The following is a 25,993-nucleotide window of genomic DNA, read 5'->3' on the forward strand; positions in this document are numbered from 1 at the left end:
TCCTGGACGAGAGCAAGGACGACAGGTGAAAGCTGAAACGAAGGGCCGGGGTAGCAGCCGTGCCGCGCGCGGACTGTTCGTCGCAACCATTCTGACAGGCAGCTTCCTGCTGTTTCTGGTGCAGCCGATGGTCGCGCGGATGGCCTTGCCCCGTCTCGGCGGCGCACCCAACGTCTGGAACAGCGCGATGCTGGTCTACCAGGCCCTGCTGCTTGCAGGCTACGCCTATGCCCATCTGCTCGGCAGGTTGTCCTTGCCGAAGCAGGCATTCGTCCATCTCGGCGTGCTGGTCCTGGCAGGCCTGACTTTGCCGGTCGGACTGGTGGATCTCGCCCAGCCCAGGGGTCTGCCCGAGGCCCTCTGGGTGCCGGTACTCCTGGGCCTGAGCATCGGCCCGGTGTTCTTCGCCGTCTCCGCGCAAGCCCCGCTGATGCAGCGCTGGTTCGCTGCAGACCCGGCGGCAGGAGCGCCCTGGGCGCTTTACGCGGCCTCCAATCTCGGCAGCTTCGCCGGACTGCTGGCCTATCCGCTCGTGGCCGAGCCGATGTTGACGCTGCGCAGCCAGAGCCTTGCCTGGTCGCTCGGCTTCGGCGTGCTCGTACTGCTCGTCGGGGTCGCCGCGGCGAGCCGGAGAGGGCTGCCGCCGCTCTCTCAAGCGCAAGAGGCCCAGGAACCCGCGCCCCGGATCGACGGCCGGACCACGGTGCGATGGCTGGCGTTGGCGGCGGTTCCCTCCGGCCTCATGCTCTCGACGACGACGCATCTGACCACCGACATCTTCGCCATGCCGCTGCTCTGGGTCATTCCGCTTGGTCTCTACCTCCTGAGTTTCGTGGTGGCCTTTGCTGATCGGCGCGGGCCGGCGCTGGCGATTTCCCGGATAGCGCCTGTCGTGGTCCTTTTCGCGGGCAGTTATGCCATGTTGTCCAATGGTTCCGGCACGCTGTGGATCGCGGGCGGGGCCTGTCTCATGCTGTTCTGCATCGCCGTTTCCCTCCACAAGCGGCTCTACGACCTCCGGCCGGGACCGGCGCAATTGACCCGCTTCTATCTCGTGATGTCAGCGGGGGGAGCGTTAGGGGGGCTGTTCACGGCCCTGGTCGCACCGCTCGTTTTCGATTGGGCATGGGAGCATCCGCTGCTGGTTCTGGCCGCGGCCATGCTCATGCCGCTCGAACCGCTGCTGCGCTGGCGTAGCGGCGAGGGGATCGAGCCGGGCATGGCCCGCGTGGCGCTTGTGCTCCTGCTGGCGTTCGCGGCGTTTCTGGGCTGGCAGCTCGATCAATTTGCCCTGCGCCCGGAAGAAGGCCTGGCGGCGGTCCTGCTCACGGTTTTCCTGGTGGGCACCGGCGTCATGGTCATGGCCTGGCGCTGGGCTTTCGTAGCTGTCCTGGCCTTGGCGATGGTCGCGCAGGGCGGTATCTGGACGATCCGTGCGACGCTGGGCGGTGAGCGTACCCGCAGCTATTTCGGCATCTATACCGTGCGCGACACGGCCGACGGCACCTTGCGCACGCTGGCGCACGGTACGACGCTCCACGGCGAACAATCGCTGGAGCCCGGCCGCGCGCGCGATGCCTTGACCTATTACGGCCCGACTTCGGGTGTGGCCCTGGCGCTGGCCGCGGCACCGCACCTCGAAGGGCCGGGCGCCCGCGTGGGTGTCGTCGGGCTGGGCACCGGTTCGCTGGCCTGCCGCGCGGCGCCGGGGCAGCACTGGACTTTCTTCGAGATCGACCCGGTGATCCTGCGCTTCTCGACCGAGGGCCGGTTCACGTTCCTGCGTGACTGCACACCTCAGGCAAAGGTCGTCCTCGGCGATGCGCGTCTGGAACTGTCGCATATGCCGGCCCGCGCTTTCGATGTGCTGGTGATCGATGCCTTTTCGAGCGATGCCATTCCGGTCCATCTGCTTACGACGGAAGCGCTGCAGGTCTATGCGCGGGCATTGACGCCGCGCGGCCTGCTTCTGCTCCATATCTCCAACCGCTACATCAATCTGGCGCCCGTGGTGGGCACCAATGCGGCCGTCAGCGGAATGGCGGCGATGTCGCGCCTGGACCATCCCACGGACACGGATCACTACACACCGTCACGCTGGATCGCGCTGTCTCGGGATGGGGGCGTGTTGAAGGCTCTGGACCGGATGAGTGCCGACACGCCCTGGGCGCCGCTCGACGAGCGGGCGGCTCGATCCTGGACGGACGATCACGCCTCGATCCTGCCGTTCGTTCGATGGGACCGCATGACCGGTCAACCATGAAGGGGCTGTCCCGCGGATCCGAGACAGGGCGGCGAAACGCGCCAAGGTCGAAGGTCCATATGTAGGATCGATAATATAGATTATGTTAAATTATGGGGCTGGCTAACACCCGGTTTTCACGGCGCTTTCATGGCCCCTCCCGTGTGGCTCCCATGTGGGCGCTACGGGATGGCCCTGAAGCCGAAGCTCCAGGGCCAATCGGCAAACGTCAGTTCGCCAGCGTCGCGTTGTCGATCACGAAGCGATACTTCACGTCGCTGCGCTGCATGCGGTCGTAGGCCTCGTTGATATCCTTGATGTCGATCATCTCGATATCGGAAACCACACCCTTTTCTGCGCAGAAGTCGAGCATCTCCTGCGTCTCGGCGATACCGCCGATCAGCGAACCGGCGATGGTGCGGCGGCGGAAGATCAGCGCGCCGACGTTCGGCGACGGATGCGGATGCTCGGGCACGCCGACCAGGGTCATCGTGCCGTCGCGCTTCAGCAAGGCCGTGAAGGCATCGAGATCGTGGCTGGCGGCGACCGTGTTCAGGATCAGATCGAAGCTGTTGGCATGGGCTGCCATCTCGTCGGGATTGCGCGAGACGACGACCTCATCGGCGCCCAGCTCCAGCGCCGCGTCGCGCTTGCTTTCCGAAGTCGTGAAGGCAACCACGTGCGCGCCGAGAGCATGGGCGAGCTTGACGCCCATGTGGCCAAGGCCGCCGATGCCGACGATGCCGACCTTCTTGCCCGGTCCGGCATTCCAGTGACGCAGCGGCGACCAGGTGGTGATGCCGGCGCAGAGCAGCGGCGCCACGGCGGCGAGCTGTTCAGCCGGGTGGTTGATCTTCAGGACGAACTTGTCGCTGACCACGATGTTCTGCGAGTAACCGCCGAGCGTGTGACCCGGGGCATCCGCAGTCTGGCCGTTGTAAGTTCCGACGAAGCCATTGTCGCAATATTGCTCCAGGCCTTCGTCGCACGCCGAGCAATGCTGGCAGCTGTCGACCATGCAGCCGACGCCGACCGTGTCGCCGACGGCAAAGGCAGAGACTTCGCTGCCGACGGCGCTGACCGTGCCGACGATCTCGTGGCCCGGTACGCAGGGATAGAGGGTCCCTGCCCACTCGCCGCGGGCCTGGTGAAGGTCGGAATGGCAAACGCCGCAATAGGCGATGTCGATTGCGACGTCGTGCGCGCCAGGCGCGCGGCGCTCGATATCGAGCGCTACGAGCGGCGTCTTTTCGGTGACGGCTCCGAAAGCTTTCGTCATCGTTGCTGAATCCTTGATGCTGAGAGAATGTGGTGACGGTCCGCCACCAGCTCCCAATTAGTGCGCAAACGAATGCATATCATCCCCGCGCGCGTCGAACGCAGCGATGAATGAAATTCAGCTTGATCGCCCCCGGGACGGCCTAGAGCCCCATCGGGCGTATCTCCCGGATCAGGTCGATCAACAGGCGAAGTCCCGAAGGCACCTGCCGCCGACTGGAATAGTAGATGTGGAAGGCCTCGCCCATCGAGCCCCATTCCTCCAGAACGACCTGAAGCCGGCCGGCAGCCACCTCGGCGGCGATCGACGGTTCCGCCGAATAGACGAGCGCTGCGCCGCTGAGCGCCATCTGCATGCCGATCCGCGAATTGCCGATCGTCACCGGACCGGGCGCGGCGATGACGCAGGCCTCTTCGCCGCGTTCGAACTCCCAGTTGTAGATACGATCGTTGCCGAGCCTGATCCTCATGCAGCGGTGACGTTCCAGGTCCTGCGGCACTTCCGGCACGCCGAAACGCTCGAAATAGGCCGGCGATCCTGCCACGACCCAGCGCATGGTAGGGGACAGCCTCTGGACGATCATGTCCTCGGGCACCGTGCCGCCATAGCGGATGCCTGCGTCGAAACCCTGTTCGATGACGTCGACCATGCGGTTGTCGATCGAAAGGTCGATCTCGATGTCGGGATAACGGTCGATGAACGTGGGCAGGACCGGTGCCAGCAGCAGTTCGGCCGCATCTTCCGGCACATTGAGACGGATGCGCCCGGCCGGCGCGTCCCTGAAACGGTTGAGGACTTCGGCGGCATTGTCGATGGCATCGAAATGTTCGGAAATCGCATCGCGAAAGGCTTCGCCCGCGGCCGTGAGGGTTACACTGCGGTTGGTGCGGTTGAGCAGACGCACGCCGTGGCGATCCTCCAGGCCCTTAAGCGCATGGCTGAGCGCGGAGGCGCTGATGCCCAGTTCCAGGCTGGCACGGCGAAAACTGCGGTTACGCGCAATCGCCAGGAAGTAGGCGAAGTCCGCGAGATCGGAACGGCTGAATTTCATGCCGACCGTTCTTGGTCGAGCCTGCCGCCATGTCCAGCCCTGCCGTGCAGGGAAGTTGAGAGAAATTCACCTCGCAAGCGCAGTCCGGCCGGTTTCGAGGCCATCGAGACCGGCCGGACCCCTGTAGGGTTTCAGTTCTGCGGCGTGGCGGAGGCCCCTGCTCCACCCGATCGTTGTCCTGCCGCCTGCTGTTCGTCAGCGAGGCCGCCGCCCAGCGAACGGTAGAGTTCCACCAGGTTGCTGGCCTGGGTCAGGCGCGTGCCGACCAATTGCTGTTCCGCCGCGTAGGCGGTGCGCTGGGCGTCGAGCGAGGTCAGGAACGAGTCCACCCCGGCCTTGAAGCGCGCGTCGGAAAGGCGCGCGGCAACTTGGGCGGATTCGGCGCGGCTCGACTGGGCGCGGACCTGGTCGCCGATCTTGCCGCGCTGCGCCAGGGCGTCCGCCACTTCGCGGAACGCGGTCTGGATGGACTTTTCGTAAGTGGCGACGGCCGCCACTTGCGAAGCCTTGGCATAAGCCAGGTTGCCCGCCCGCTGGCCACCGTCGAACAGCGGCAGGGTCGCTCCCGGAGAGGCGGTATAAGTGAAAGTGCCGCTTTTGAAGAGGCCCGAAAGCGCCGTGCTGATCGTGCCGATGGTACCGGTGAGCGAGATCGTCGGGAAGAACGCCGCGCGGGCCGCGCCGATATTGGCGTTTTCCGCGATGAGCAGATGCTCGGCCCGAAGCACATCCGGGCGGCGCAGCAGGACATCGGACGAGACGTCCGCCGGCAGCGCATCACGCGTCACCGGGGTCGACGAGAGCCCCGTCGGCAACTGCTCCTGCGGCACCGTGGTGCCGACGAGAAGGTTCAGCGCATTCTGGTCGAGCGCCACGCTGGCTTCCAGCGCGGCAATGTCGTTCACCGCGCCCTGATAGTTGGTGTCGGCCTGCCGCACTTCGAGTTCGGACCCGACACCGATGCGGAACTGCTCGCGAGTCAGGCGAAGCGTTTCCTCGAAAGTCTTGAGCGTCTCGCGCGAGAGGCGGAGCTGCTCGTTGTCCGAGGCCATGGTCAGCCAGGCGGTGGCGATTTCCGAGATCAGGCTGATGCGGGTGGACCGCTGCGCTTCCTCGCTGGCGAAGAACTGTTCCTGCGCGGCCTTGCTCAGGTTGCGGATCCGGCCGAAGAGATCGAGTTCGAACGCGGAAATCCCGGCGGTCGCCGAATAGATCTCCACGTCCTGGGCCCCGACGACACCCGCGCCGGTGCCGCCGCCGACGGCGCCCGCGATATTGTTGGTATACGTCGCGGTGCCGCCCGCATTCACGGTCGGGAACAGCGAGGAACGCTGGACCTTCAACTGCGCGCGGGCCTGGAGCACGTTGGCGGCCGCAATCCGCAAGTCGCGGTTGTTGGCAAGCCCGGTCTCGATGACCTGCCGCAGCCGGTCATCGAGGAAGAAATCTCGCCACCCGATACGGGTCACGTCGAGGGCATCGGTCGGGGCGACCGGATAGACACCGCCTTGCGGCAGCGCCACCGGAACCGCACCCACGGGCCGCTCATACCGCGGCGCCAGATTGCACCCTGCCAGCATCGTGGTGCCGGCGATCAGGGCGATAAGGGACTTTTTCATGTTCAGATTCCCTGCGGCTCGGTGCCGTCGGAGGAGCGGGGACCGGCTTCGGTCTCGACATGGGCCTCGGTTTCCTCGTGGCGGTCGGTCTGCCCGTGCTTGAACAGGCGGCTGACGACCACGAAGAACATCGGCACCAGGAAGATTGCGAGGATCGTGGCCGAAAGCATGCCGCCGACGACCGCACGGCCGATGGCGTTCTGACCGCCCGCGCCTGCGCCCGTCGAAACCGCCAGTGGCAGCACGCCGAACACGAAGGCCAGCGAGGTCATGAGGATCGGGCGAAGGCGAAGCCTTGCCGCCTCGATGGCTGCGCTGAAGGCATTCATGCCGGATTGCACGCGTTCCTCGGCGAATTCGACGATGAGGATCGCGTTCTTCGCGGAGACGCCGATCGTGGTGATCAGGCCGACCTGGAGGTAGATGTCGTTGTTGAGGCCGGTAAGTTTGGCGGCAAGAACGGCACCGATGACGCCGAGCGGAACCACCAGAAGCACGGCGATCGGAACCGACCAGCTTTCATAAAGCGCCGCGAGGCAGAGGAAGACGACGAAGAGCGACAGCGCATAGAGCGAGGGTGCCTGACCGCCGGACAGGCGTTCCTCGTAGGACAGTCCGGTCCATTCCAGCGAAGTGCCCGCGGGCAGCTTCTGCTGGATTTCGGCGATGGCTTCCATCGCGGCGCCGGTGCTCACGCCCTCGCCCGGTGCACCCTGCAGCTGCACGGCGGGCCGGCCGTTATAGCGGGTGAGGATGACCGGAGCCGTCTTCCACGACAGGTTGGAGAAGGAACCGAAGGGTGCCATCTGGCCGTCGCTGCTGCGAACGTAGAAGTTCTCGATCGCCTCGGGCGAGGAGCGATACTGCTCGTCCGCCTGGAGGTAGACGCGCTTGGTACGGCCGCGGTCGAGGAAGTCGTTCACATAGGCGCCGCCCCACGCGGTCGAGATTTCGCTGTTCACCGCGCTCAGGTCGAGGCCGAGCGCACCCGCCCTGTCCTGATCGATGTTGACGTCGAGCTGCGGGGCGTCGTCGAGGCTGACCGGGCGAACCTGCGCCACGCGCTTGTCCTGAGCGGCAAGGCCCAGAAGCTGGTTGCGCGCCGCGATCAGCTTATCATGGCCGATGTTGTTCTGGTCGACCAGCCACATGTCGAAGCCGGTCGCATTGCCGAGTTCCTGCACCGCCGGCGGAACCAGCGCGAAGATCATGGCATCCCGGTACTTCGAGAAGGCGCCCATGGCGCGGCCGACAATGGCCGGAGCACGGTTGTCGGCACCGCTGCGGTCTTTCCAGTCCTTCAGCTTCACGAAGGCCATGCCCGCGTTCTGGCCCTGGCCGTTGAACGAGAAGCCGCTGATGGTGAAGACGGATTCGACGTTGGCCTTCTCGTCCTTGAGGAAGTGGTCGCGCACCACGTCCAGACCGCGCTGGGTACGCGGCAGCGTGGCACCCGGAGGCGCCTGGACCAGCGCGAACATCGTGCCCTGGTCTTCCTCGGGAAGGAAGCCGCTCGGCAGGCGCCAGAAGATCAGGCCCATGGCGACCACGATCAGCAGGTAGACGAGGCCGGAACGCTTCCAGCTACGTGCCGAAGAGCGGACGCCCTTCTCGTACTTCTCCGTGCCGCGGTCGAACTTGTCGTTGAACCAGCGGAAGAAGCGCGAGAGCAGTCCGTTGCCCTCGTTCTTCGTGGGATCGTGCGGCTTGAGGATGGTGGCGCAGAGCGCGGGGGTCAGGATCAGTGCGACCATGACCGAAAGCGCCATCGACGAAACGATCGTGATCGAGAACTGGCGGTAGATGACGCCGGTGGAGCCGCCGAAGAAGGCCATCGGCAGGAACACCGCCGAAAGCACCATGCCGATGCCGATCAGCGCGCCGCTGATCTCGTCCATCGATTTTCGCGCCGCTTCCTTCGGTGTCAGGTGCTCCGTCTGGATCAATCGTTCGACGTTCTCGACCACGACGATGGCGTCATCGACCAGCAGGCCGATTGCCAGCACCATGCCGAACAGGGTGAGCGTGTTGATGGAGTAGCCCAGCGCCTGCATGACCCCGAAGGTGCCGAGCAGGACCACGGGAACCGCGATCGTGGGAATGATCGTCGCGCGCCAGTTCTGCAGGAACAGGAACATGACGAGGAAGACGAGCACGACGGCTTCGAACAGGGTGTGGACCACCTGCTCGACGGAGAGGCGAACGAACGGCGTGGAGTCGTAAGGATAGACGACCTTCACATCCTGCGGGAAGTTCTTGGCGATGCGTTCGACTTCGGCCTTCACCAGGTCGACGGTGTCGAGCGCATTGGCGCCCGATGCCAGCCTGACGCCGAAGCCCGATGCGGGCTTGCCGTTGTACTGCGTGTCGAAGCCGTAGATTTCGGCGCCGAGTTCCACCCGGGCGACATCGCGCAGGCGCACGACCGAGCCGTTCTGGCCCTGGCGAAGACGGATGTTGCCGAACTGCTCGGGCGTCTGAAGGCGGGACTGGACGGAAACGGTGGCGTTGAGTTCCTGCTCCTTCGAAGCGGGAAGCTGACCGATCTGGCCGGCGGAAACCTGCGCGTTCTGCGCCTGCACGGCCGTGCTGACATCGGCGATGGTCAGGTTGTAGCTGCGCAGCTTCAGCGGATCGACCCATATGCGCATGGCATACTGGGTGCCGAAGATCTGCAGTTCGCCAACGCCATTGATGCGGCTGACCGGATCCTGCACCTGGCTGACGATGTAGTCCGACAGGTCGTTGGCGCTATGGCTGCCGTCCTGCGAATAGATCGCCGCAACCAGCAGGAAGCTCGCCGCCGACTTGGCGACGGTGACGCCCTGGCGCTGGACTTCCTGCGGCAGCAGTGCGGTGGCTGCCTGCAGCTTGTTCTGGACCTGAACCTGGGCGATGTCGGGATCGGTGCCCTGCTCGAAAGTCAGGGTGATGGTGACATTGCCGGCCGAGGACGACTGCGCCGAGAAGTAGCGGAGCTGGTCGATGCCCTTGAGCTGCTGCTCGATGATCTGGGTGGTCGTGCGTTCCAGCGTTTCCGCGTCGGCGCCGGGATAAGTGGCGCTGATGGTGACGGTGGGCGGCGCGATCTCCGGGAACTGCGAGATCGGCAGGCTGCGGATGGCCAGTGCGCCGAACATCATCAGCACGATGGCGATGACCCATGCGAAGATGGGCCGGTCGATAAAGTAGCGTGCCATGATCGGTTACTGACCCTGTCCGGCCTGAGTTTGGCCGGCCTGAGTTTGGCCGGCCTGCGGCTGACCGCCACCCTGGCCTTGTGCGGCAGGTGCCGCGCCTGCGGGCTTGGCGGCCTGTGCGGCCACCGGCTTCACGGCGGCGCCGGGACGCAGCATCTGCGCACCGTCGAGAACCACCTTGTCGCCCGCCTTCAGGCCCGATGTCACCAGCCAGCTGCTGCCGACGGTCCGCGGCGCGGTGAGCTTGCGCATCTCCAGCTTGTTGCCGGCACCGACCACGAGAGTCGTCGGATTGCCCTTCTCGTCGCGGCTGACTGCCGATTGCGGGACCAGAATGCCGTTGCTCCGGGTGCCTTCGACCAGCTCGGCCCGGACATACATGCCGGGCAGCAGCAGGCCGCGCGGATTACCGAACTGCACACGCACCACCTGGCTGCCGGTCGAGGGATCGACCGTCACGTCAGTGAACTTCAGCGTGCCCTCTTCGGAATAGTCGCTGCCGTCTTCCAGCTTCAGGCGCACGCGGGCGGCGCCGCCGCTCTGCGAAAGGTCGCCCGAGAGCAGCTGCTGGCGCAGGCGCAGCACGTCGGCGCTGGACTGCTGGATGTCGACGAAGATGGGATCGAGGCGCTGGATGGTGGTCAGCGCGTCGGCCTGCGAGGCGGTGACGAGCGCACCGGTCGTGAAGGTCGAGCGGCCGATGCGGCCCGAGATCGGTGCGCGAATGGTCGTGCGGCCGAGATCGATCTGAGCGCTGCGCAGCGCCGCTTCCTGCGCGGCCACGTCCGCCCTCGCCTGCGCGGCACTGGCGGATGCATTCTCCGCCTCCTGCCGCGAGATCGCGTTGATCTTGACCAGTTCCCCGTAGCGGCGGGCCAGCGCAGCAGTGTTGGCGATATTGGCACGGGCACGGACGAGCGCGGCGCGCGCGCTGGCGGCCTGGGCCTCGTAAGGCGCCGGATCGATGCGATAGAGCGGCTGACCGGCGCGCACCATGTCGCCTTCCTGGAACAGGCGCTGGAGGATCAGGCCGTTGACCTGCGGGCGGACGTCTGCGGATTCGTAGGCCGTGGTACGGCCCGGAAGCTCGGAGCTGAGCGTCACCGCGCCCTCCTTCACAGTCACGACTCCGACCTCCGGGGGACCGGCAGGAGCCGGCTGCTCTCCACCGCCGCCGCACGCGGTCAGAAGCAAGGCAAGAGCCGGGGTGATCTTTTTCATGGAGCAAGCCCGCAATGAGAGTTAAAACGTGAGTGAATGTTCACTCATTGATTCGCGCGATGTGTATTGGGTCGCTAGAACGATTGCAAGGTGAGGAGGATGCAGTGAAAGATGACACAATTATGGATCGCTCGCGAGCGGCGCGTTCGGTCGCCCGCCGCGAGCATCTTCTGGACACGGCCAGAAAGCTCTTTGTGGAGCAAGGGTTCCATCGCACCGGCATGGCGCAGATCGCCCTCGCCTCCGGGATCAAGGTCGGCCAGATCTACCGGGACTTCGAGAACAAGGAGGCGATCATCGCTGCCATCTGCGAGATCAACCTTCTCGCCTGGCTGGAGGAAGACAAGCTGGAAGCTGCGGTGGCAGCCCGCGATACGGCGGCAATCCGCGCCTGGATCGAGCGCTTCTGCCTGGACGAGCCGACCCTGGAAGACCGCCGCTTGATGGCAGAACTCCTGGCAGAAGTCGGTCGTAACCCCATCATTGCCGCCATAAACCAGAAAACCGACGACCGCGTGCGGCTGCGCCTGGACGAAGCGCTTGAATCCCTCTTGCCCGGCGTGTCGCGAGAGCGCCGGTCGCTGGTCGTGGATCTCATCTTCCTGCTCTCGTGGGGGATGATGGCGATGATGGAACTGTCGCCCGACAAGAAGCATGCGCCGGTGCGGGATCACATCGTTTCGGTGCTCCGCAAGGAGTTGGCCGCCTTAAATGATTGAGGAACGGACATTCTTCCTGGCAGGCAAGTGATATTGCGTTTGTTTCGCAAGATGGTCGGTTTCAAGACCGATCATTGCGCAAACCAGTCATGATGACTGGACAGGCCGTTCGAATCGTATCATCCTCCAACGAGACGCGACCCTTCAGAAAAGTCGCTCGGAGGATGCCGATAATGATCGAGAAGAACGAGGTGGACTCAGGCGAGAAGGCGATGATCCTGTTGCAGAGCCTGATCTGCTATTTGCGTGAAAAGAATGTCCTGACGCGTGCCGATATCGAAGAGCTGCGCGACAAGGTCGAAGCGCGGATCGCCGATGCCGAGAGCCACCTGCCCTGCGCCAGTGCGCTGGCAACGGCCGCCGCCACGGAAATGCGCCAGCTCGAACAGTTCTGCGGAAAGAAGTTCGGCGGCAAGCACCGTCATCGGGTCAACTGACGCACGCGATCTTCGATCGCGTTTGGCGTCGGATGCGAAGGTGAAAAGCCAAGGCTGATGTGAAAGATGCAACTTAGGTTGCAGTCTTTGCTGAGGCCTTGAGCGCCCTTAGTTGCGCCTTACGCAAATCATCTGGCTCAGCAGGAGCAAGAATCGAGGCTCTCCTCAGACCCGATTCTTCAATCATCGTGCAGAATATCAGCGCACTTCGGCCGAGTGGTCCCGATCGGAATCAGTTTCCTGCGGACACAGCGCCTTCAAGCGCCGCATCCGCAGGTATCAGGTTCAGACCTGCTCGAGTTGAGCGGCTGCGATAGCCGTGAGATTGAGGATGCCGCGCGCGGTGACGCCCGGCGTCAGGACGTGGATGGGCTGGGAAAGGCCCATCAGCATCGGGCCGACAGTAGGCGAACTGGACGAAGCCGAGAGCGCCGTCAGCGTGATGTTCGCCGCATCGAGGTTTGGCATCACCAGCAGGTTCGCGGGTCCCTCGAACCGGGCATCCGGCACAAGGCGATCGCGAAGGGCCTGGCTGAGCGCGGCATCGGCATGCATTTCACCGTCGATCTTCAGATCCGGTGCTGCGGCCTTCACGATGTCCAGGGCGGCGCGCATCTTGCGCGCACTCGGGCTATGCGAAGCGCCGAAATTGGAGTGCGAGAGCAACGCGATGCGAGGACGCAGGCCGAAGTGCTTGAGCTGGGTGGCGCCGAGCTGCGCCATTTCGGCGATCTGCTCCGGTGTGGGATCCGGCACCATGTGCGTGTCGGTGATGAACAGCGCGCCGGCATCCAGGATCAGACCCGAAAGCGCGTAGACGCGGCTGCTGCCCGGCTCGCGGTCGATCACGCGCAGGACGTGCTCGATCTGGCCCCAATATTCGGAGCGCCCGCCGACCAGCGCCGCATCGACCCGGCCGGTGCGCAGCAGGAGCGCCGCGGTCAGTGTCGGGCGGCGATAGACATGGCGCGGGATCTCGTCCGACGGTACACCCTTGCGCGAAGCCACCGCGCGATAGGCCTCGACGAGTTCGCCCATGATCTCATGGTCGGTTTCCGGGTCGATCACTTCCACGTCGCGGTCGAGCTGGAAGCCGAGGCCGAGGCCGGGCAGCTTTTCTTCCAGGACGCGGCGGCGGGCGACGATGGTGGGACGCGCGATTTCTTCGTCGAGCACGTCCTGGATGGCGCGCAGCACGCGCTCGTCCTCGCCTTCGCCGTAGACGATGCGGCGGCCGGAGCCGCGCGCCGCCTGGAACACCGGAAGCATGAGCTGTCCGGAACGCGTGTTCTGGCGCGTCAGCTTGCGCTTGTATTCGTCGAGGTCGATGGTCTTGCGGGCGACGCCGCTGGCCATGGCCGCCCGGGCAACAGCTACCGCGATCTCGCCGATCAGGCGCGGATCGAAGGGCGTCGGGATGATATATTCGGGGCCGAACACCAGCTTGCGACCGCCGTAGGCCTGGGCAACGCTGTCATGCGCGGGCAAGCGGGCGAGTGCAGCGATAGCCTCTGCCGCAGCCGCCTTCATCTCTTCGTTGATCGCCGTCGCGCCCACGTCCAGCGCGCCGCGGAAGATGTAGGGGAAGCACAGGACGTTGTTGACCTGGTTCGGATAGTCCGAGCGGCCGGTGGCGATGATCGCATCCGGGCGAACTTCGCGGGCGATTTCGGGCCGGATTTCGGGCTCGGGATTGGCGAGCGCGAAGATCAGCGGGTTCGGCGCCATCAGCGGCAGCCATTCCGGCTTGAGCACGCCCGGCGCCGAAAGGCCGAGGAAGAGGTTCGCGCCGGGCAGAACTTCCGGCAGCGACCGCGCATTGGTCTCACGCGCGTAACGCGCCATGTTCGGCAACATGCCCTCGCGGCCCGAGTGGATGACGCCGTCCTTGTCGGTCAGCGTCACGTTCTCGATCTGGAGGCCCATCGAAACCAGCAGGTCGACGCAGGCCAGCGCTGCCGCGCCCGCGCCCGAGGTGACCAGCTTGGCTTCAGCCAGGGTCTTGCCCTGAAGCACCAGCGCATTGCGCACCGCGGCGGCGACGACGATGGCCGTGCCGTGCTGGTCGTCATGGAACACCGGGATGTTCATGCGTTCCTTGAGCCGCGCCTCGATGGCGAAGCATTCGGGAGCCTTGATGTCTTCGAGGTTGATACCGCCGAAGGTCGGTTCCAGCAGGGCCACCGCTTCGACGAACTTGTCCGGATCGGTGGTGTCCACTTCCAGGTCGAACACGTCGATGTCGGCGAATTTCTTGAAGAGGACGGCCTTGCCCTCCATCACCGGCTTCGAGGCCAGCGCACCGATTGCGCCCAGGCCGAGCACTGCGGTGCCGTTGGAGATCACGGCCACCAGGTTGCCGCGCGCGGTATAGTCCATCGCCTTGTCGGGATCGGCAGCGATCTCGACGCAGGGTGCGGCGACCCCCGGCGAATAGGCCAGCGCCAGGTCGCGCTGGTTTACCATGCGCTTGGTCGGCTCGATACGGAGCTTACCCGGCTGCGGATGGAGGTGGTAGTCGAGGGCGGCGCGGCGGAGATTGTCGTCCATGGCGGCCCTCATAGGCAAAGGATTCGCGCTTGCCTATGCCTTCCGGACCAGCATCTTTTCCTCTTCTTCCAGAAGCATCCTTATACAATGGACGGCGCGGCGGCCCGGTCTTCGCGAAGATGTGCCGCGTGCACGGGGGTTTTACCGCCCCATCCCCTGGCTATCCCGCGGTTTTGCCGATCTTATCCACAGAGCATTTTTGACCGTTCGCGGCACCCCCTGGGCCACGCATAACAAGCCGAAGCCCGCAGGAAACCTGGATCCTTCAGCCTCCCAAAGGTCAGACGGGCCGGAATTCTGACTGTCATCAGAATGACTTGTTCACTTCGGTGCAAGGCCCTGGCCTCCACTCGGTGGCTGCCCGGAAGAGGGCCGGGGAAGAAAGATACTGGAGTTTGAATATGCGTATTGCACTTGTTTCGCTCGCCGCGGTTGCCGCCGTCGCTGCCGCCTCGCCCGCTTTCGCGAACGAGGCCCGCGTGGAAGCGCGCACCGGCGTGATCTGGGACGGTAGCGACAGCGATGCAGTGGCTGGCGTCGCTGCCGGTTACGACTACGATCTCGGCGAAAAGTTCTTCGTGGGCGTGGAAGGTTCGGCCGACAAGGTGCTGACCGACAACACCCGCGTCTCGTGGGGCGTCGGCGGCCGCGCCGGTGTGAAGGTCACGCCTTCGACCAAGCTCTATGCCGCCTCGACCTGGCAGTCGAAGTTCACCAAGTACGGCAACAGCGCCGTCGGCGTGGGCGGCGGCCTGCAGCAGGACCTGAACGACAAGTTCTACGGCAAGGTCGAATACAAGCACCTGCTCGTCGGCGACAACACGCCGGATGCGGATGTCGGCCTGGTCGGCGTCGGCATGAAGTTCTGATCTGAGGCCTTCGTCCGGCCGGCATCACGGCCAGCCACCGGGAAGGCCGGACGAGGACGAGGAAAAGGCGGCTCGCGAGAGCCGCCTTTTTTGCGTTACGGCCGTGTCGGGGCTGCCGAAGACGGTCATTTTCATCCAATCCCCATTCCGCAACCGCTTCTGTTTCTATATCAAATCGGGGTGGGTGGGATTTTCGGATCACCAGACAGGAACACGGACATGACGGACATTGCACTGGGATTTGCAATCCTCGCCGCCGCGAGCCTGCCCGCCTTGACCGATGGCGAGGACCCCGCAGCACTTACCGGGCGCGCCGCCGTGGAACGGCTTGCAGGCAACACGCTGGAAGAAGACGATTCCCAGCTTCCGGGCGAGCACGTCATTTTCCTCAAGCCCGGCGGCATCGCCCGCATGCGCGAGCATGGCCAGGGTCACAGGGTGATGCAGCAGCGCTGGGCGATCAGCCCCGAAGGACTGCTCTGCGTTTCCGAGCGCCGCGCAAAGGATGTGGGCGGCCCGGAAAACCGGGACAGCGAATGCGCCAGCATCTCCATCAGCGGCGACCGCGTGGAGATGAGCGTGCCGGACCTCGACGAACCGCTCACTGCCCGCCTGCTTCCCGGAAACCCCTACAAGCTTTGAGCCCCGCCCTGCCCTATGCGGCCCGCAGGTCGAAAGCGCGCCGCGATTCCTCCACTTCGTCGAGGTTGTCGAGAGTCCAGCGGTAGAGCGCCTTGAATGGTGCATGGAGCGATTGGCCCAAGGCCGTGATCTCGTACTCCACGCCGACCGGCGAAGTCGGGATCACCCGGCGGGAAAGCAGGCCGTTGCGCTCCAGTTTGCGCAGGCACTGGGTGAGCGCCTTCTGCGTCACGCCCTCCATGTGCCGCTTGATGGCGTTGAAACGCATCGGCCCGGGAACGAGCACGGTCAGCACCATCATCGACCACTTGTCCGCGATCTGGTCGAACAGTTGCCGGCTCGGGCAGCCGATGTCGAAATGCTGGCATTCGGGCAAGCGGTATCCTCCAGTATACCTAGGCGATTAAAGGTGCCTCATTGACGCTAGGTTTCCAGTTTATACCTAAGGGCCTTCCTGTTTCAATGGAGACCTGCCTGCATGTCGGCATCCAATACCGAAGTCCTGTTCCGCCCCTTCAGCATCCGTTCGCTCGACCTGCCGAACCGGATCGTCATGGCGCCGATGACGCGCGGATTTGCGCCAGAGGGCATTCCCGGTGCTCCGCAAGCGGCTTATTATCAGCGCCGCGCTGAAGGCGGCGTGGGGCTGATCCTTTCGGAAGGCACGGTGATCGACCGCCCCGCCTCTCGCAACATGGCTGGTATTCCGCTGTTCCACGGCGAAGAAGCGCTTGAGGGTTGGAAAAGCGTGATCGGCGCGGTCCATGCCGCCGGTGGCAAGATGGGCCCGCAGATCTGGCACACCGGCTCCACGGTGGGGCCGGATGGCTGGGATCCGGGCGTGCCGGTCGAGAGCCCTTCCGGGTTGCTGGCGCCGGGTCAGCCGCGTGGTTCGGCCATGAGCGAAGAAGACATTGCCGATGCCGTCTCCGCCTTCGCCCGCGCGGCAGCGGCTTCGAAGCGCCTCGGCTTCGACACGGTCGAGATCCATGGCGCGCACGGCTACCTGATCGACCAGTTCTTCTGGTCCGGCACCAACGAGCGTGCGGACCGCTACGGCGGCGCCACGATCCGCGAACGATCGCGCTTTGCCGGTGAGGTCGTCTCCGCCGTGCGCGAGGCCGTCGGGTCCGACTACCCTATCATCCTGCGCCTCAGCCAGTGGAAGCAGCAGGACTATCTCGCCCGTCTGGCAGCGACGCCCGATCTCATGGCCGATTGGCTGCAGCCGCTGGTCGATGCCGGGGTGGACGTGCTCCACTGCTCGCAGCGCCGTTTCTGGGAGCCGGAATTCGCCGAAATCGACGGCGAAAAAGGCCTGAACTTCGCGGGCTGGGCAAAGAAGCTCACGGGCGCGGCCACGATCAGCGTCGGCTCGGTGGGCCTTTCCGGCGAATTCCTGGCTGCCTTCGGCGGCGAAAGCTCGACCTCCACGGCGCTGGACGATCTGGTCGAGCGCATGGAGCGCGACGAGTTCGACCTGATCGCCGTCGGCCGCGCGCTGATCGCCGATCCGGACTGGGTCAGCAAGATCGGCAAGGGCGAATCCGGCAAGCTCAAGGGCTTCGACGCCGCCACTCTGGGCGAACTCGTCTGACACTGCGACGGGGAGCGCTTCGGGGATGTCTCCCCGCAGCGCTCCTCATCACCCTGCCGCCGTCTCCCGCGCGAGGCGCAGGCCGAGCAGCGCGGCAGCCAGCGAGGCAAAACCGAGCACGCCGATCAATTCCGGCACGTCGAGCCCCGCTGCCAGCAGCCCCGTCATCGCCAGCACGACCCCGACCGTCACCGCGGCATTGACGATGTTGTTGGCGGCAATGATGCGGGAGCGTTCCTCTGCGGCGCTGTACATTTGCAGGATCGCGTAGAGCGGCACGATGAACATGCCGCCCGAAAAGGCCACCAGCACCAGGTCTGCCAGAATGCGCGCCGCGCCGGGGTTTGCCAGGAACTGACGGAACGAAGCCTCCTGCGCGGCGGGGATGAAACCGCTGGTGGAGAGCCAGAGGTCGATCAGGCCGATCGCCAGCCCCAATGCCGAGATCGGCACATATCGCGCCGAGACTTCGCCGCCCAGCAGCTTGTTGACCGCCAGCGAGCCCAGCGCGATCGTCACCGAAAAGATCACCAGGAACACCGTCGCCACTTCCTGCCGGGCCGCCAGGGTACCACTCACCAGCGGCGCGAATTCCGACACGAGTACGGCGCCTGCCGCGAAGAACCAGCTTATGCCCAGGACCGAGAGCCAGACGGCCCGGCCGCTGCGCGCGGTTCGCAGCACTTCCATCGTCCCGCGCCAGAGGTTCCAGTCGACCGGATGCTCGCCGCGAACCGGCGGCGCCGGCGGGATGGCGCGAGCGGCAAGGTAGCCGAGAAATGCAATGCCCATGGCGGCCAGGCCCGCTTCCCGGGCCGGGATCACGCCGGCCAGGAGCTGCCCGCCAAGGATCGCCAGGAATGTTCCCGCCTCGATCAGGCCGGTGCCGCCCATGATCTCGTGCGTGGCAAGATGCTGCGGCAGGATCGAATACTTCACCGGTCCGAAGAGCGTGGAATGAAGCCCCATCAGGAACAGCGCCGTCATCAGCACGGGGATCGACTGAAGCCAGAACCCACTCAGGCCCACGGCCATGATCGCGATTTCGGCCAGCTTGATCCAGCGGACAAGTCGCGCCTTGTCGATCCGGTCGGCAAGTTGTCCGGCGAGGGCGGAGAACAGGAAATAGGGTGCGATGAACACCCCGCTGGCGATGGCCGCCAGCATTCCCGCCTTGTCGGCCTCACCGGCGAAGATCACGAAATTCGCCAGGAACAGCATGGCGAATTTCAGCAGGTTGTCGTTGAAGGCGCCCAGAAACTGGACGACGAACATCGGCGCGAACCGCCGCTTCGCCAGCAGCGAAAGATCAGGTGCGGACATGGCGAACTCCCCCCATGGAGAGTTCGTTAGCGGCATTTGCGAAAATGCCCGAGAGCTTTTCGCGTCCTATCGGCTCAAAACGGGCTGTCCCCGATCAGGCTGCCTGGCGCTGGAGCCAGTTCCGCAGCAGGAAGTTCACCTGCTCGGGATGTTCCAGCGCCGCCATATGGCCGCAGGCGCCGATCATGTGGAAGCTGGAGCCTTCGATCCGCGAATGGATCTCACGGGCGTGATCGGGCGGGGTGATGCGGTCCCCCTCGCCTACCACGATCATGGTCGGAACGCGGATGGCTCCCAGGCTGTCCAGCGAATCCGGACGCGTCATGATCGCATGCTGCTGGCGAATGAAGGCATCACCGCCGACGCGCGAGGCCATGCCGCGCATCTCGTCGGCAACCGGGCCGACGGTGTTGTCCGCATGGACCAGATCACCCAGCAGGCGGTGCGTGATGCCCACGAACTTGCCGCGGCGCAGGGACTCGATGCCGGCCTTGCGCTGCCGGCTGCGTTCGGGCGTATCGCCGCGAGCGCTGGAATTGATGAGAGCCAGGCGCGAAACGCGCTCGGGCGCCCGGCGCATGATCTCCAGCGCGACGTAGCCGCCCATCGAGAGACCCGCCAGTGAGAAACGGCGCGGCGCGGCGGCCAGGGTGCGCTCGGCCATGGCGCCGATCGTGTCGTCGAGGGTAAGATCGGCGATCATCGGCGCAGCGACATCGGCTAGCGCATGGACCTGTCGGCGCCAAAGCGACTGGTCGCAGAGCAGGCCGGGCAGGAACACCACGGGCTCCAGAGCCAGCACATGGTCGGCGCTGGCGCGGTTCCATGCGGTCTGCCCCGGCGCGGAATGCGCCTCGGTCGTGAACTCTGCGGTGTCGGTTGCCAAACTAGCCATTTCAAATCTCCTGAGGCCGAAATGGGCTTGTGCGCTCCATCTGTCCAATTCATGATGATGGCGATCTCGATATGTTTTAGGTATGAGGCGAAGACGGCAGATGGAACTCAGGCACATCCGGTATTTTCTGGCCGTGGCTGAGGAACGCCACTTTACGCGCGCCGCCCAGCGCCTGGGGATCGGGCAGCCGCCGCTCAGCCATCAGATCAAAGATCTGGAACGCGAAGTGGGCACACCCCTTTTCCACCGTATCCCGCAAGGCGCGGAATTGACCGAGGCCGGGCGGGCCTTCGAAGCCGGGGTGCGCCAGATCCCCGGTCTCGTCGGAGAGGCCGTCGTTGCCGCCCAGCGCGCCGCCGCCGGTGAAACCGGCCGCATTCGGGTGGGTTTCACCGGCTCGGCCGCGTTCAACCCCCGCGTTCCTCAGGCAATCCGCATCTATCGCCGCCGCTTCCCCGACGTCGAACTGAGCCTGGCCGAGCACAATTCCATCGGCCTGGTGGAAGGTCTGAAGAACGGTTCGCTCGATGCAGCTTTCCTGCGTCCCGACGCCGTGGACAAGCAGGGGCTGCGCCTCTTCCACCTGGCCGACGAGCCGCTGATTGCCGCCCTCGCCTCGGCGCGAATGCCGCATGGCGAGCCGATCCGGCTGGAGCAGCTTGCCGAAGACGCCTTCATCCTCACGCCCCGCGCCCTCGGACCCACCTTGTTCGACGCCACGCTGGAGGCCTGCCGCCGCGCCGGGTTCGAAGCGATACTGGGCCAGTCGGCACCGCAGGTCGCTTCGGTTCTGGCCCTCGTCGCGGCCGAACTGGGTGTGGCGCTTGTGCCGGAATCCATGCGCGACGCCTCGTTCAGGGGCGTGACGTATCACGACCTCACAGGCAACACACCCAAAGTCGCGCTGGCCCTGGCAACGCGAAACGACGAGCAGGCGGCAACCGTGGCGGCTTTCGTGGCGGAAGCGCGCTTCCCCTCGGAAGCCGAGCCCGGATGAGACGCCGCGCCAGGCCGAAATGGCGCCGGGCGGAAACCCGCGGTCAGGCAAGTTACCCATTTACAGGATGCTAACCATATTCCACTAGCCATGCGCGATGCCCCGTTCGTTCCCCAGACGACTTCGCCTGCCGCTGCGCGAGGCCGTTCTGACAGCCACGACTTATTTCGTCTGCGCGGCCATCGCCCTGCAGCTGACGCGTTTCGACGCGGGCATCGCCATCGTGTGGCTTGCAGGGCCGATCCTTTTCGCAAGGCTGAGCAGCACGCCGCGCTGGCGCTGGGCGGGCATCGCGCTGGCATGCGCGCCGGTCGGGTTCTGCGCCTCCATGCTTTTCGGCTTCCACGGCCTGGTGGCCGTGCCGCTCTCCCTGCTCTGCATTGCCGAGGCGGTCTCCGCCGCCTGGCTGGTACGCCGGCTTTATCCGCGTTTCGGCAGGTTCCAGTCGCTGCCCGAAGTCGGCATGTTCCTGCTTGTCGCAGGGCTGCTGGTCCCGGCGGCAGCAGCTTTCGGCGCGGCCCTATGCGCCCATGCGGCAAGCGGCATCCCCTATTGGAAAGCCTGGCTCGACTGGTATGCCGGCCATGCTCTCGGCTTCGTGACTTTCGCACCGCCGGTGCTTCTGTCCCTGCGCGGCGAAACCCGCCAATGGATCGCCGCAGCCGGAAGCAAGCGGGTGGGCGAAGCGGCCATACTGCTCGGACTGGTGGTGGCGGCCTCGCTGATCACCTTCGGTCAGAACGTGATACCGCTGGTCATCATTCCCTTCGTGCCGATGGTCGCGGCCACTCTGCGACTGGGGCGGTTCGGTGCGATTTCCTCCATCGTCATCCTGGTGAGCATCGGCCTGTCGTTCTCCCTGGCAGGACGCGGGCCGACGACCCTGCTTCATGGTCCGATGGCCATGAAGCTGCAGGTCTTGCAGATCTACTTCGCCTCCATCGTGCTTATCATCCTGCCGCTGGCCGCCGAACTGCGCTCGCGCCGCCGCCTGGTGGACCGCCTGCATGCCGCCGAGGCGCTGCACCGCGCGGTGCTCGACCGCATGAGCGACATCGTCGTGCGCGTGAGCGCGGACGGTACGGTGCGCTACGCCTCGCCTTCGGCCAGGCAGGTCACCGGCTATGCGCCTGCCGAACTGGTGGGAAGCTCGATGTTCAAGCTCATCCTGCCGGACGACGTGCCCACCATCCTCGAAGCACGCAGCCGCGCACTGGCCGACCCTGACCAGACGGCGATCCTCGAATATCGGGTCTGCTGCAAGAACGGCGACATCGTCTGGGTGGAAAGCCATATCCGCGGCATCCTCGACGAGGACGGGCAGACTTCGGGCACCGTCAGCATCATCCGCGAGATAACGCGCCGGCGGCAGCTGGTGGAAAGCCTCACCGCTCAGGCCATGACCGACCACCTGACCGGCGCCTGCAACCGCCGCGCCTTCGACGAGGCGCTTCTCGCCGTGCTCGGCCAGTCCCTTGCGGAACCCGCTGCCGACGAAGCCCCGGCGGGATGCCTGGCACTGTTCGATCTCGACCACTTCAAGCGCATCAACGACCGCCACGGCCATGCCACCGGAGACGATGTGCTGGTGCGCTTCGTCTCGATCCTGCGCGGCGCGGTTCGCGAGGGCGATCTCGTGGCCCGCCTTGGCGGTGAGGAATTTGCCGTATTGCTGGCCGGTCTCGGCGTCGACCAGGCCCATCTGGTCTGCGAGCGGATCCGCATGCGGTTCGAGGAAACGACGATCCGCGATCCCCTCGGCAACGCCGTGGAAGCGACCGTAAGCGTGGGAATTGCGCTGATCGTGCGGGGCGAGGAGAGCCGCACGATCATGACCCAGGCCGACGACGCGCTCTACCGGGCCAAGCAGGGCGGCCGCAATCGGACGGGCCTGCCGCTCCCCGCCGACCCCGAGGAGCGGCGCAGCGCCTGATCGCAACCGCACCGCATCAACTGTGGCTCTTCATGCGCTAGGCTCTTGCGCCGAACCGTTGTCGCCTTCACAATGCTGCAATGCAAAATCTACCGAATACCGAACTGGCTTCTACACGCGCATGATCGATACCCGTCTCTCTCTCATGGAAGCGATCTCGTTTCGCCGCACCGTCAATGCCCGCTATAACGGCGGCATCATCAAGCTCGCCCCGCATTTGATGTTCGAGCGCCACGGAGACCTCTTCGTCAGCGCGCTGAACCTGAGCAAGGCATGGCGCTCGCCCGAAGAACGCCGCCTCGGCCAGTTCAAGCTCGCCGGCCTGGAAGTGACCGAACTCCTCGAAGAGGTGTTCGAACCGCTCCCCGATTTCGAGCCTGCGGCGCCGCGAAGCGACGACACGCTGCTGCTGACGGTCTGATCGTCCGCCTGCGCTTTCAAATGACCGATGTCTGATCTCTTCGCAGGTTCCGGGCCGGCCGGCAGGATGCCGCTTGCCGCCCTGCTCCGCCCCGCCTCGCTGGACGATGTGATCGGCCAGGGCCATGTGGTGGGCGAAGGCTCGATCCTGCGGCGGCGCGTGAAGGCGGGAGCGCTGGGCAGCGTGATCCTTTACGGGCCGCCCGGCATCGGCAAGACCTCGATTGCGCGGGCCGTGGGCGCCATGCTGGGCAAGACCTTCCGCCCGCTCAATGCCACGCGCGCCGGAGTCGCGGAAATCCGCAAGCTGGCGGATGAAGCGCGCGTCCATCCCCTGCTGATCTTCGTGGACGAAGTGCAGCGCTTTACCGCCACCCAGACCGACGACCTGCTGGCGATCTGCGAAGACGGCATCGCCGACTTCATCGGCGCGACCACCGGCAATCCTTATCATGTCCTCACGCCGGCGCTGGTCTCCCGCTCGACCATCCTCAAGCTGGAACCGCTCTCCATAGAGGACATGGAAAAGGTGGTGCGCCGGGGGATCGAGCACCTCCACGCCGAGGGCGCTGCCATCGCCATGACGCCCGAGCAGGTACGCATGGTCGCGGGGCGGTCCGGCGGTGATGCCCGCCGTGCGCTGACGACCCTCGAAAGTCTGGCACTCGGGCATGGCGACGCGGCGTTCGAAGTTACCGATGCCATGCTGGAAGAGGCCTACGCCGCCGCTACGGTAAACCACGACCGGTCGGGTGATGCCCACTACGATGTCGTTTCGGCTTTCGTGAAGTCCATGCGGGGCTCGGATGCGGATGCCACGCTGTACTGGTTGGCGCGCCTGGTCCACGGCGGCGAGGATCCCCGCTACATAGCGCGGCGGATCATGATCCACGCCTCCGAAGACGTGGGCCTGGCCGACAACACCGCTTTGCAGACAGCCGTGGCAGCGCTCCACGCCGTCGAGAAGATCGGCTATCCCGAGGCCCAGATCGTCCTGGCCCATGCAGCCTTGCACGTCGCCCGCGCGCCGAAATCGGCTTCCGCATCACGCGGCATCTCGGCCGCATTGCAATTCGTGGCCGGGCAGCCGCCCGCGCAAGTGCCGCTGCACTTGCGCGATGCCCATTACAAGGGCGCCAGCCAGCTCGGCCACGTCGGATATATCTGGCCTCACGACGATCCGCGCGGCTGGGTGGATCAGGTCTATTCGCCCATGCCCAAAGGCTCTCTCTACCGCAGCGAGGCACGCGAAAGCGGCACGTTCGAGCGCCGCGCAGACGAGCACTGGCGCCGCGTCACCGGCGCCGAGCAGCCCCGACGCGAGCCCGGGTGACCGGGCCTAGCTGCGCCGGAACACGGGCGGACGCTTTTCGAAGAAGGCGGTGAAGGACTCGCGCGCCTCGGGCGATTGCAGCGCCTCTCGGAAGATCCGCGCCTCTTCCTCGATCCGGGCCGAAATGAGCGCCGGATCGCCTTTCATCAACCGGCGCGTCGCCAGCAGGGCCTCCGGCGGCTTGGCCATGAGTGCCGACGCCTTGGCGCGTGCATGGCCGAGCAAGGCGTCTGCCGGCACGACCGCCGTGACCAGGCCCGCACGCTCCGCACCTTGCGCATCCAGCGGTTCGCCCAGCAGCAGCATGGCCGCCGCCTTGGCATGGCCCAGGGTGGCAGGCGCGAGCAGGCTGGATGCCGCTTCCGGCACGATACCCAGGTTCACGAAGGGCATGACGAAGGCGGCATCGGGAGCGGCATAGACGAGGTCGCAGTGAAACAGCATCGTCGTGCCGACACCCACGGCCAGCCCCTGCACGGCCGCAACCAGTGGCTTTTCGAACACCGCGATTGCCCGGATGAAATCGAGCGCGGCCTCGGCGCCATCCGGTCCGGACATGAAATCGGCAAGGTCGTTCCCGGCGCAGAAGGCATCTCCCTGCCCGCCGACCAGCACCACACCAATGTCCGTCCGCGCCGACGCGGAAGCCAGAGCGGCCGTCATCGCGCGGTACATCGGCGCGGTGAGGGCATTCTTCTTTTCGGGCCGATCGATCAGGATTTCGAGAACGCCGCCGCTATCGATCACCAGGATGCCTTCACTCATGCCTCTCTCCAACACCTGCCCGAATTCCATGCAGGTGGCCAAGCTCTAGCCGATTACCGCCAAGCCTCAAGCCTGCGCGAACCCGTCCTGCCTTCGAAGTCGCGCATGGATTTTGTTAAGCACGTTTATCGACATTCAAAAGATTCACCCGCAATTCAAATGTTGATTGCAACTTGTGAATGGCCCTAGACTTGAGCGCGAGGAGGGCGTCATTTACCGCAGCGCCGCCGTGACCAGGGGATTTGACGCCGATGCCTTCAACCATCTGTTCCTCTATTGGCGCGCTGGCCGTGCTGCTGGCCGCCGGCATTGCTGCGCCGGCCCTCGCCCAGCCTTCCCCGGCCGTTTCGCCCATGGCTGCTGTCCCCTCCGTGGACGTTCCCGAGGGCTTCACCCTCGCGGCGGATGGCACCACGCTTGTCCACACCGCCAGTGGGCTGCGTTTCCCGGCAGAATTCCAAGGTTTCAAACGGCTTAGCGAGAAGGCCTACGACCCAAGCGGAGAATATGTCGCCATCGGCTATGACCGGCAGATCGGTAGCGGAAGCGACAAGATTGCCGTGCGCATGGCGATCCTCCATATCGACGATATGTCTGCGCGCGATCATTACATGATCATGCGCCAGGCCGCGATGGCGCACTTCGCTGCCCCCGCCATCGTCTCGGAAGGTCCCACCAAGATCCCGACCAACCGCAAGCTGGACGCCTATCGCGGCACGTTCAGCGGTTATCGAGACAACCAGCCCTGGCTGTTCAGCTTGACCACGGTGAACTACGGCTATTGGAGCGGGCGGATGACGGCCGCTTTCCCCAAGAGCCAGTCGGCCGAAGCCGAGAAATACCTCGGCCTGCTGCTGGGAGAAGTGCGATCCCAGAAACCGATGGCACCGAAGAACTGATC

The 25,993-nt window shown here is 65.2% G+C and carries 22 protein-coding genes; 11 read left to right on the forward strand and 11 right to left on the reverse strand.

The features are described 5' to 3' along the window. The first annotated feature begins 25 nt into the window (after window positions 1-25). Window positions 26-2,263, forward strand: a complete 2,238-nt coding sequence (locus tag EDF57_RS20040) for a fused MFS/spermidine synthase (RefSeq protein ID WP_134095519.1) — start codon at window positions 26-28, stop codon at window positions 2,261-2,263. Window positions 2,264-2,471: 208 nt separating this feature from the next. On the opposite strand, the gene EDF57_RS20045 is transcribed toward EDF57_RS20040, so the two are convergent. The 5 genes from EDF57_RS20045 to EDF57_RS20065 all read right to left on the reverse strand — a co-directional run bounded on the left by EDF57_RS20045 (window position 2,472) and on the right by EDF57_RS20065 (window position 10,612). Continuing rightward, window positions 2,472-3,521 carry an NAD(P)-dependent alcohol dehydrogenase gene (locus EDF57_RS20045; RefSeq protein WP_134095520.1) on the reverse strand — a complete coding sequence of 350 codons (1,050 nt, stop codon included), beginning with the start codon at window positions 3,519-3,521 and terminating at the stop codon, window positions 2,472-2,474. A gap of 142 nt (window positions 3,522-3,663) precedes the next feature. Continuing rightward, a complete protein-coding gene (locus EDF57_RS20050; protein ID WP_134095521.1) occupies window positions 3,664-4,572 on the reverse strand; it encodes a LysR family transcriptional regulator in 909 nt (302 codons plus the stop codon). Window positions 4,573-4,703: 131 nt separating this feature from the next. After that, the gene (locus EDF57_RS20055; RefSeq protein WP_208324909.1) at window positions 4,704-6,191 is read right to left on the reverse strand and encodes an efflux transporter outer membrane subunit; all 1,488 of its coding nucleotides are present in this window, start codon (window positions 6,189-6,191) and stop codon (window positions 4,704-4,706) included. A gap of 2 nt (window positions 6,192-6,193) precedes the next feature. Continuing rightward, window positions 6,194-9,391 (reverse strand): efflux RND transporter permease subunit, encoded by a 3,198-nt coding sequence (locus EDF57_RS20060; RefSeq protein WP_134095523.1) that lies wholly within the window; start codon window positions 9,389-9,391, stop codon window positions 6,194-6,196. Between the two features lie 6 nt (window positions 9,392-9,397). Further along, entirely contained in the window at window positions 9,398-10,612 is a 1,215-nt protein-coding gene (locus EDF57_RS20065; RefSeq protein ID WP_134095524.1) for an efflux RND transporter periplasmic adaptor subunit, read from the reverse strand. 104 nt (window positions 10,613-10,716) lie between these two features. On the opposite strand from EDF57_RS20065, the gene EDF57_RS20070 reads away from it, so the two are divergent. Both EDF57_RS20070 and EDF57_RS20075 read left to right on the forward strand, forming a co-directional pair. Continuing rightward, a complete protein-coding gene (locus EDF57_RS20070; RefSeq protein ID WP_243654205.1) occupies window positions 10,717-11,331 on the forward strand; it encodes a TetR/AcrR family transcriptional regulator in 615 nt (204 codons plus the stop codon). 173 nt (window positions 11,332-11,504) lie between these two features. Continuing rightward, window positions 11,505-11,768 carry a hypothetical protein gene (locus tag EDF57_RS20075; protein ID WP_132265696.1) on the forward strand — a complete coding sequence of 88 codons (264 nt, stop codon included), beginning with the start codon at window positions 11,505-11,507 and terminating at the stop codon, window positions 11,766-11,768. A gap of 285 nt (window positions 11,769-12,053) precedes the next feature. On the opposite strand, the gene EDF57_RS20080 is transcribed toward EDF57_RS20075, so the two are convergent. After that, complete coding sequence (locus tag EDF57_RS20080) at window positions 12,054-14,318, reverse strand: NADP-dependent malic enzyme (protein ID WP_134095525.1); 2,265 nt, start codon at window positions 14,316-14,318, stop codon at window positions 12,054-12,056. A gap of 401 nt (window positions 14,319-14,719) precedes the next feature. On the opposite strand from EDF57_RS20080, the gene EDF57_RS20085 reads away from it, so the two are divergent. Both EDF57_RS20085 and EDF57_RS20090 read left to right on the forward strand, forming a co-directional pair. Continuing rightward, a complete protein-coding gene (locus EDF57_RS20085) occupies window positions 14,720-15,187 on the forward strand; it encodes an outer membrane beta-barrel protein (RefSeq protein WP_132265699.1) in 468 nt (155 codons plus the stop codon). 219 nt (window positions 15,188-15,406) lie between these two features. Further along, window positions 15,407-15,829, forward strand: a complete 423-nt coding sequence (locus tag EDF57_RS20090; RefSeq protein ID WP_132265701.1) for a hypothetical protein — start codon at window positions 15,407-15,409, stop codon at window positions 15,827-15,829. 13 nt (window positions 15,830-15,842) lie between these two features. On the opposite strand, the gene EDF57_RS20095 is transcribed toward EDF57_RS20090, so the two are convergent. Then, on the reverse strand, window positions 15,843-16,205 hold the full coding sequence (locus tag EDF57_RS20095) for a helix-turn-helix domain-containing protein (protein ID WP_132265702.1): 363 nt from the start codon (window positions 16,203-16,205) through the stop codon (window positions 15,843-15,845). A 102-nt stretch (window positions 16,206-16,307) separates the two neighbouring features. Here EDF57_RS20095 and EDF57_RS20100 point away from each other — a divergent pair, with 102 nt between their 5' ends. Next, window positions 16,308-17,426, forward strand: a complete 1,119-nt coding sequence (locus EDF57_RS20100; RefSeq protein ID WP_134095526.1) for an NADH:flavin oxidoreductase — start codon at window positions 16,308-16,310, stop codon at window positions 17,424-17,426. 48 nt (window positions 17,427-17,474) lie between these two features. Here the strand turns inward: EDF57_RS20100 and EDF57_RS20105 are convergent, their stop codons facing one another. Both EDF57_RS20105 and EDF57_RS20110 read right to left on the reverse strand, forming a co-directional pair. Continuing rightward, on the reverse strand, window positions 17,475-18,749 hold the full coding sequence (locus tag EDF57_RS20105) for an MFS transporter (protein WP_243841160.1): 1,275 nt from the start codon (window positions 18,747-18,749) through the stop codon (window positions 17,475-17,477). A 94-nt stretch (window positions 18,750-18,843) separates the two neighbouring features. Continuing rightward, the gene (locus EDF57_RS20110) at window positions 18,844-19,644 is read right to left on the reverse strand and encodes an alpha/beta fold hydrolase (RefSeq protein WP_134095527.1); all 801 of its coding nucleotides are present in this window, start codon (window positions 19,642-19,644) and stop codon (window positions 18,844-18,846) included. 100 nt (window positions 19,645-19,744) lie between these two features. On the opposite strand from EDF57_RS20110, the gene EDF57_RS20115 reads away from it, so the two are divergent. The 4 genes from EDF57_RS20115 (at window position 19,745) to EDF57_RS20130 (ending at window position 24,327) form a co-directional block, all read left to right on the forward strand. Continuing rightward, the gene (locus EDF57_RS20115) at window positions 19,745-20,641 is read left to right on the forward strand and encodes a LysR family transcriptional regulator (protein ID WP_134095528.1); all 897 of its coding nucleotides are present in this window, start codon (window positions 19,745-19,747) and stop codon (window positions 20,639-20,641) included. Window positions 20,642-20,738: 97 nt separating this feature from the next. Beyond that, the gene (locus tag EDF57_RS20120) at window positions 20,739-22,574 is read left to right on the forward strand and encodes a sensor domain-containing diguanylate cyclase (protein ID WP_134095529.1); all 1,836 of its coding nucleotides are present in this window, start codon (window positions 20,739-20,741) and stop codon (window positions 22,572-22,574) included. A gap of 121 nt (window positions 22,575-22,695) precedes the next feature. Further along, window positions 22,696-22,995: a hypothetical protein gene (locus EDF57_RS20125; RefSeq protein WP_132265711.1), complete on the forward strand. Its 300-nt coding sequence runs from the start codon at window positions 22,696-22,698 to the stop codon at window positions 22,993-22,995. Between the two features lie 27 nt (window positions 22,996-23,022). Then, entirely contained in the window at window positions 23,023-24,327 is a 1,305-nt protein-coding gene (locus tag EDF57_RS20130; protein WP_134095530.1) for a replication-associated recombination protein A, read from the forward strand. Window positions 24,328-24,333: 6 nt separating this feature from the next. On the opposite strand, the gene EDF57_RS20135 is transcribed toward EDF57_RS20130, so the two are convergent. Both EDF57_RS20135 and EDF57_RS20140 read right to left on the reverse strand, forming a co-directional pair. Continuing rightward, window positions 24,334-25,092: an enoyl-CoA hydratase gene (locus EDF57_RS20135; protein WP_134095531.1), complete on the reverse strand. Its 759-nt coding sequence runs from the start codon at window positions 25,090-25,092 to the stop codon at window positions 24,334-24,336. A gap of 115 nt (window positions 25,093-25,207) precedes the next feature. Next, window positions 25,208-25,447: a hypothetical protein gene (locus EDF57_RS20140; protein ID WP_134095532.1), complete on the reverse strand. Its 240-nt coding sequence runs from the start codon at window positions 25,445-25,447 to the stop codon at window positions 25,208-25,210. On the opposite strand from EDF57_RS20140, the gene EDF57_RS20145 reads away from it, so the two are divergent. Next, on the forward strand, window positions 25,446-25,991 hold the full coding sequence (locus EDF57_RS20145) for a hypothetical protein (RefSeq protein WP_243841161.1): 546 nt from the start codon (window positions 25,446-25,448) through the stop codon (window positions 25,989-25,991). The genes EDF57_RS20140 and EDF57_RS20145 overlap by 2 nt on opposite strands. Window positions 25,992-25,993 lie beyond the last annotated feature (2 nt).

Origin of the sequence: Novosphingobium sp. PhB55 (assembly GCF_004368805.1) — a bacterium.
In the GTDB taxonomy this organism is placed as follows: Bacteria; Pseudomonadota; Alphaproteobacteria; order Sphingomonadales; family Sphingomonadaceae; genus Novosphingobium.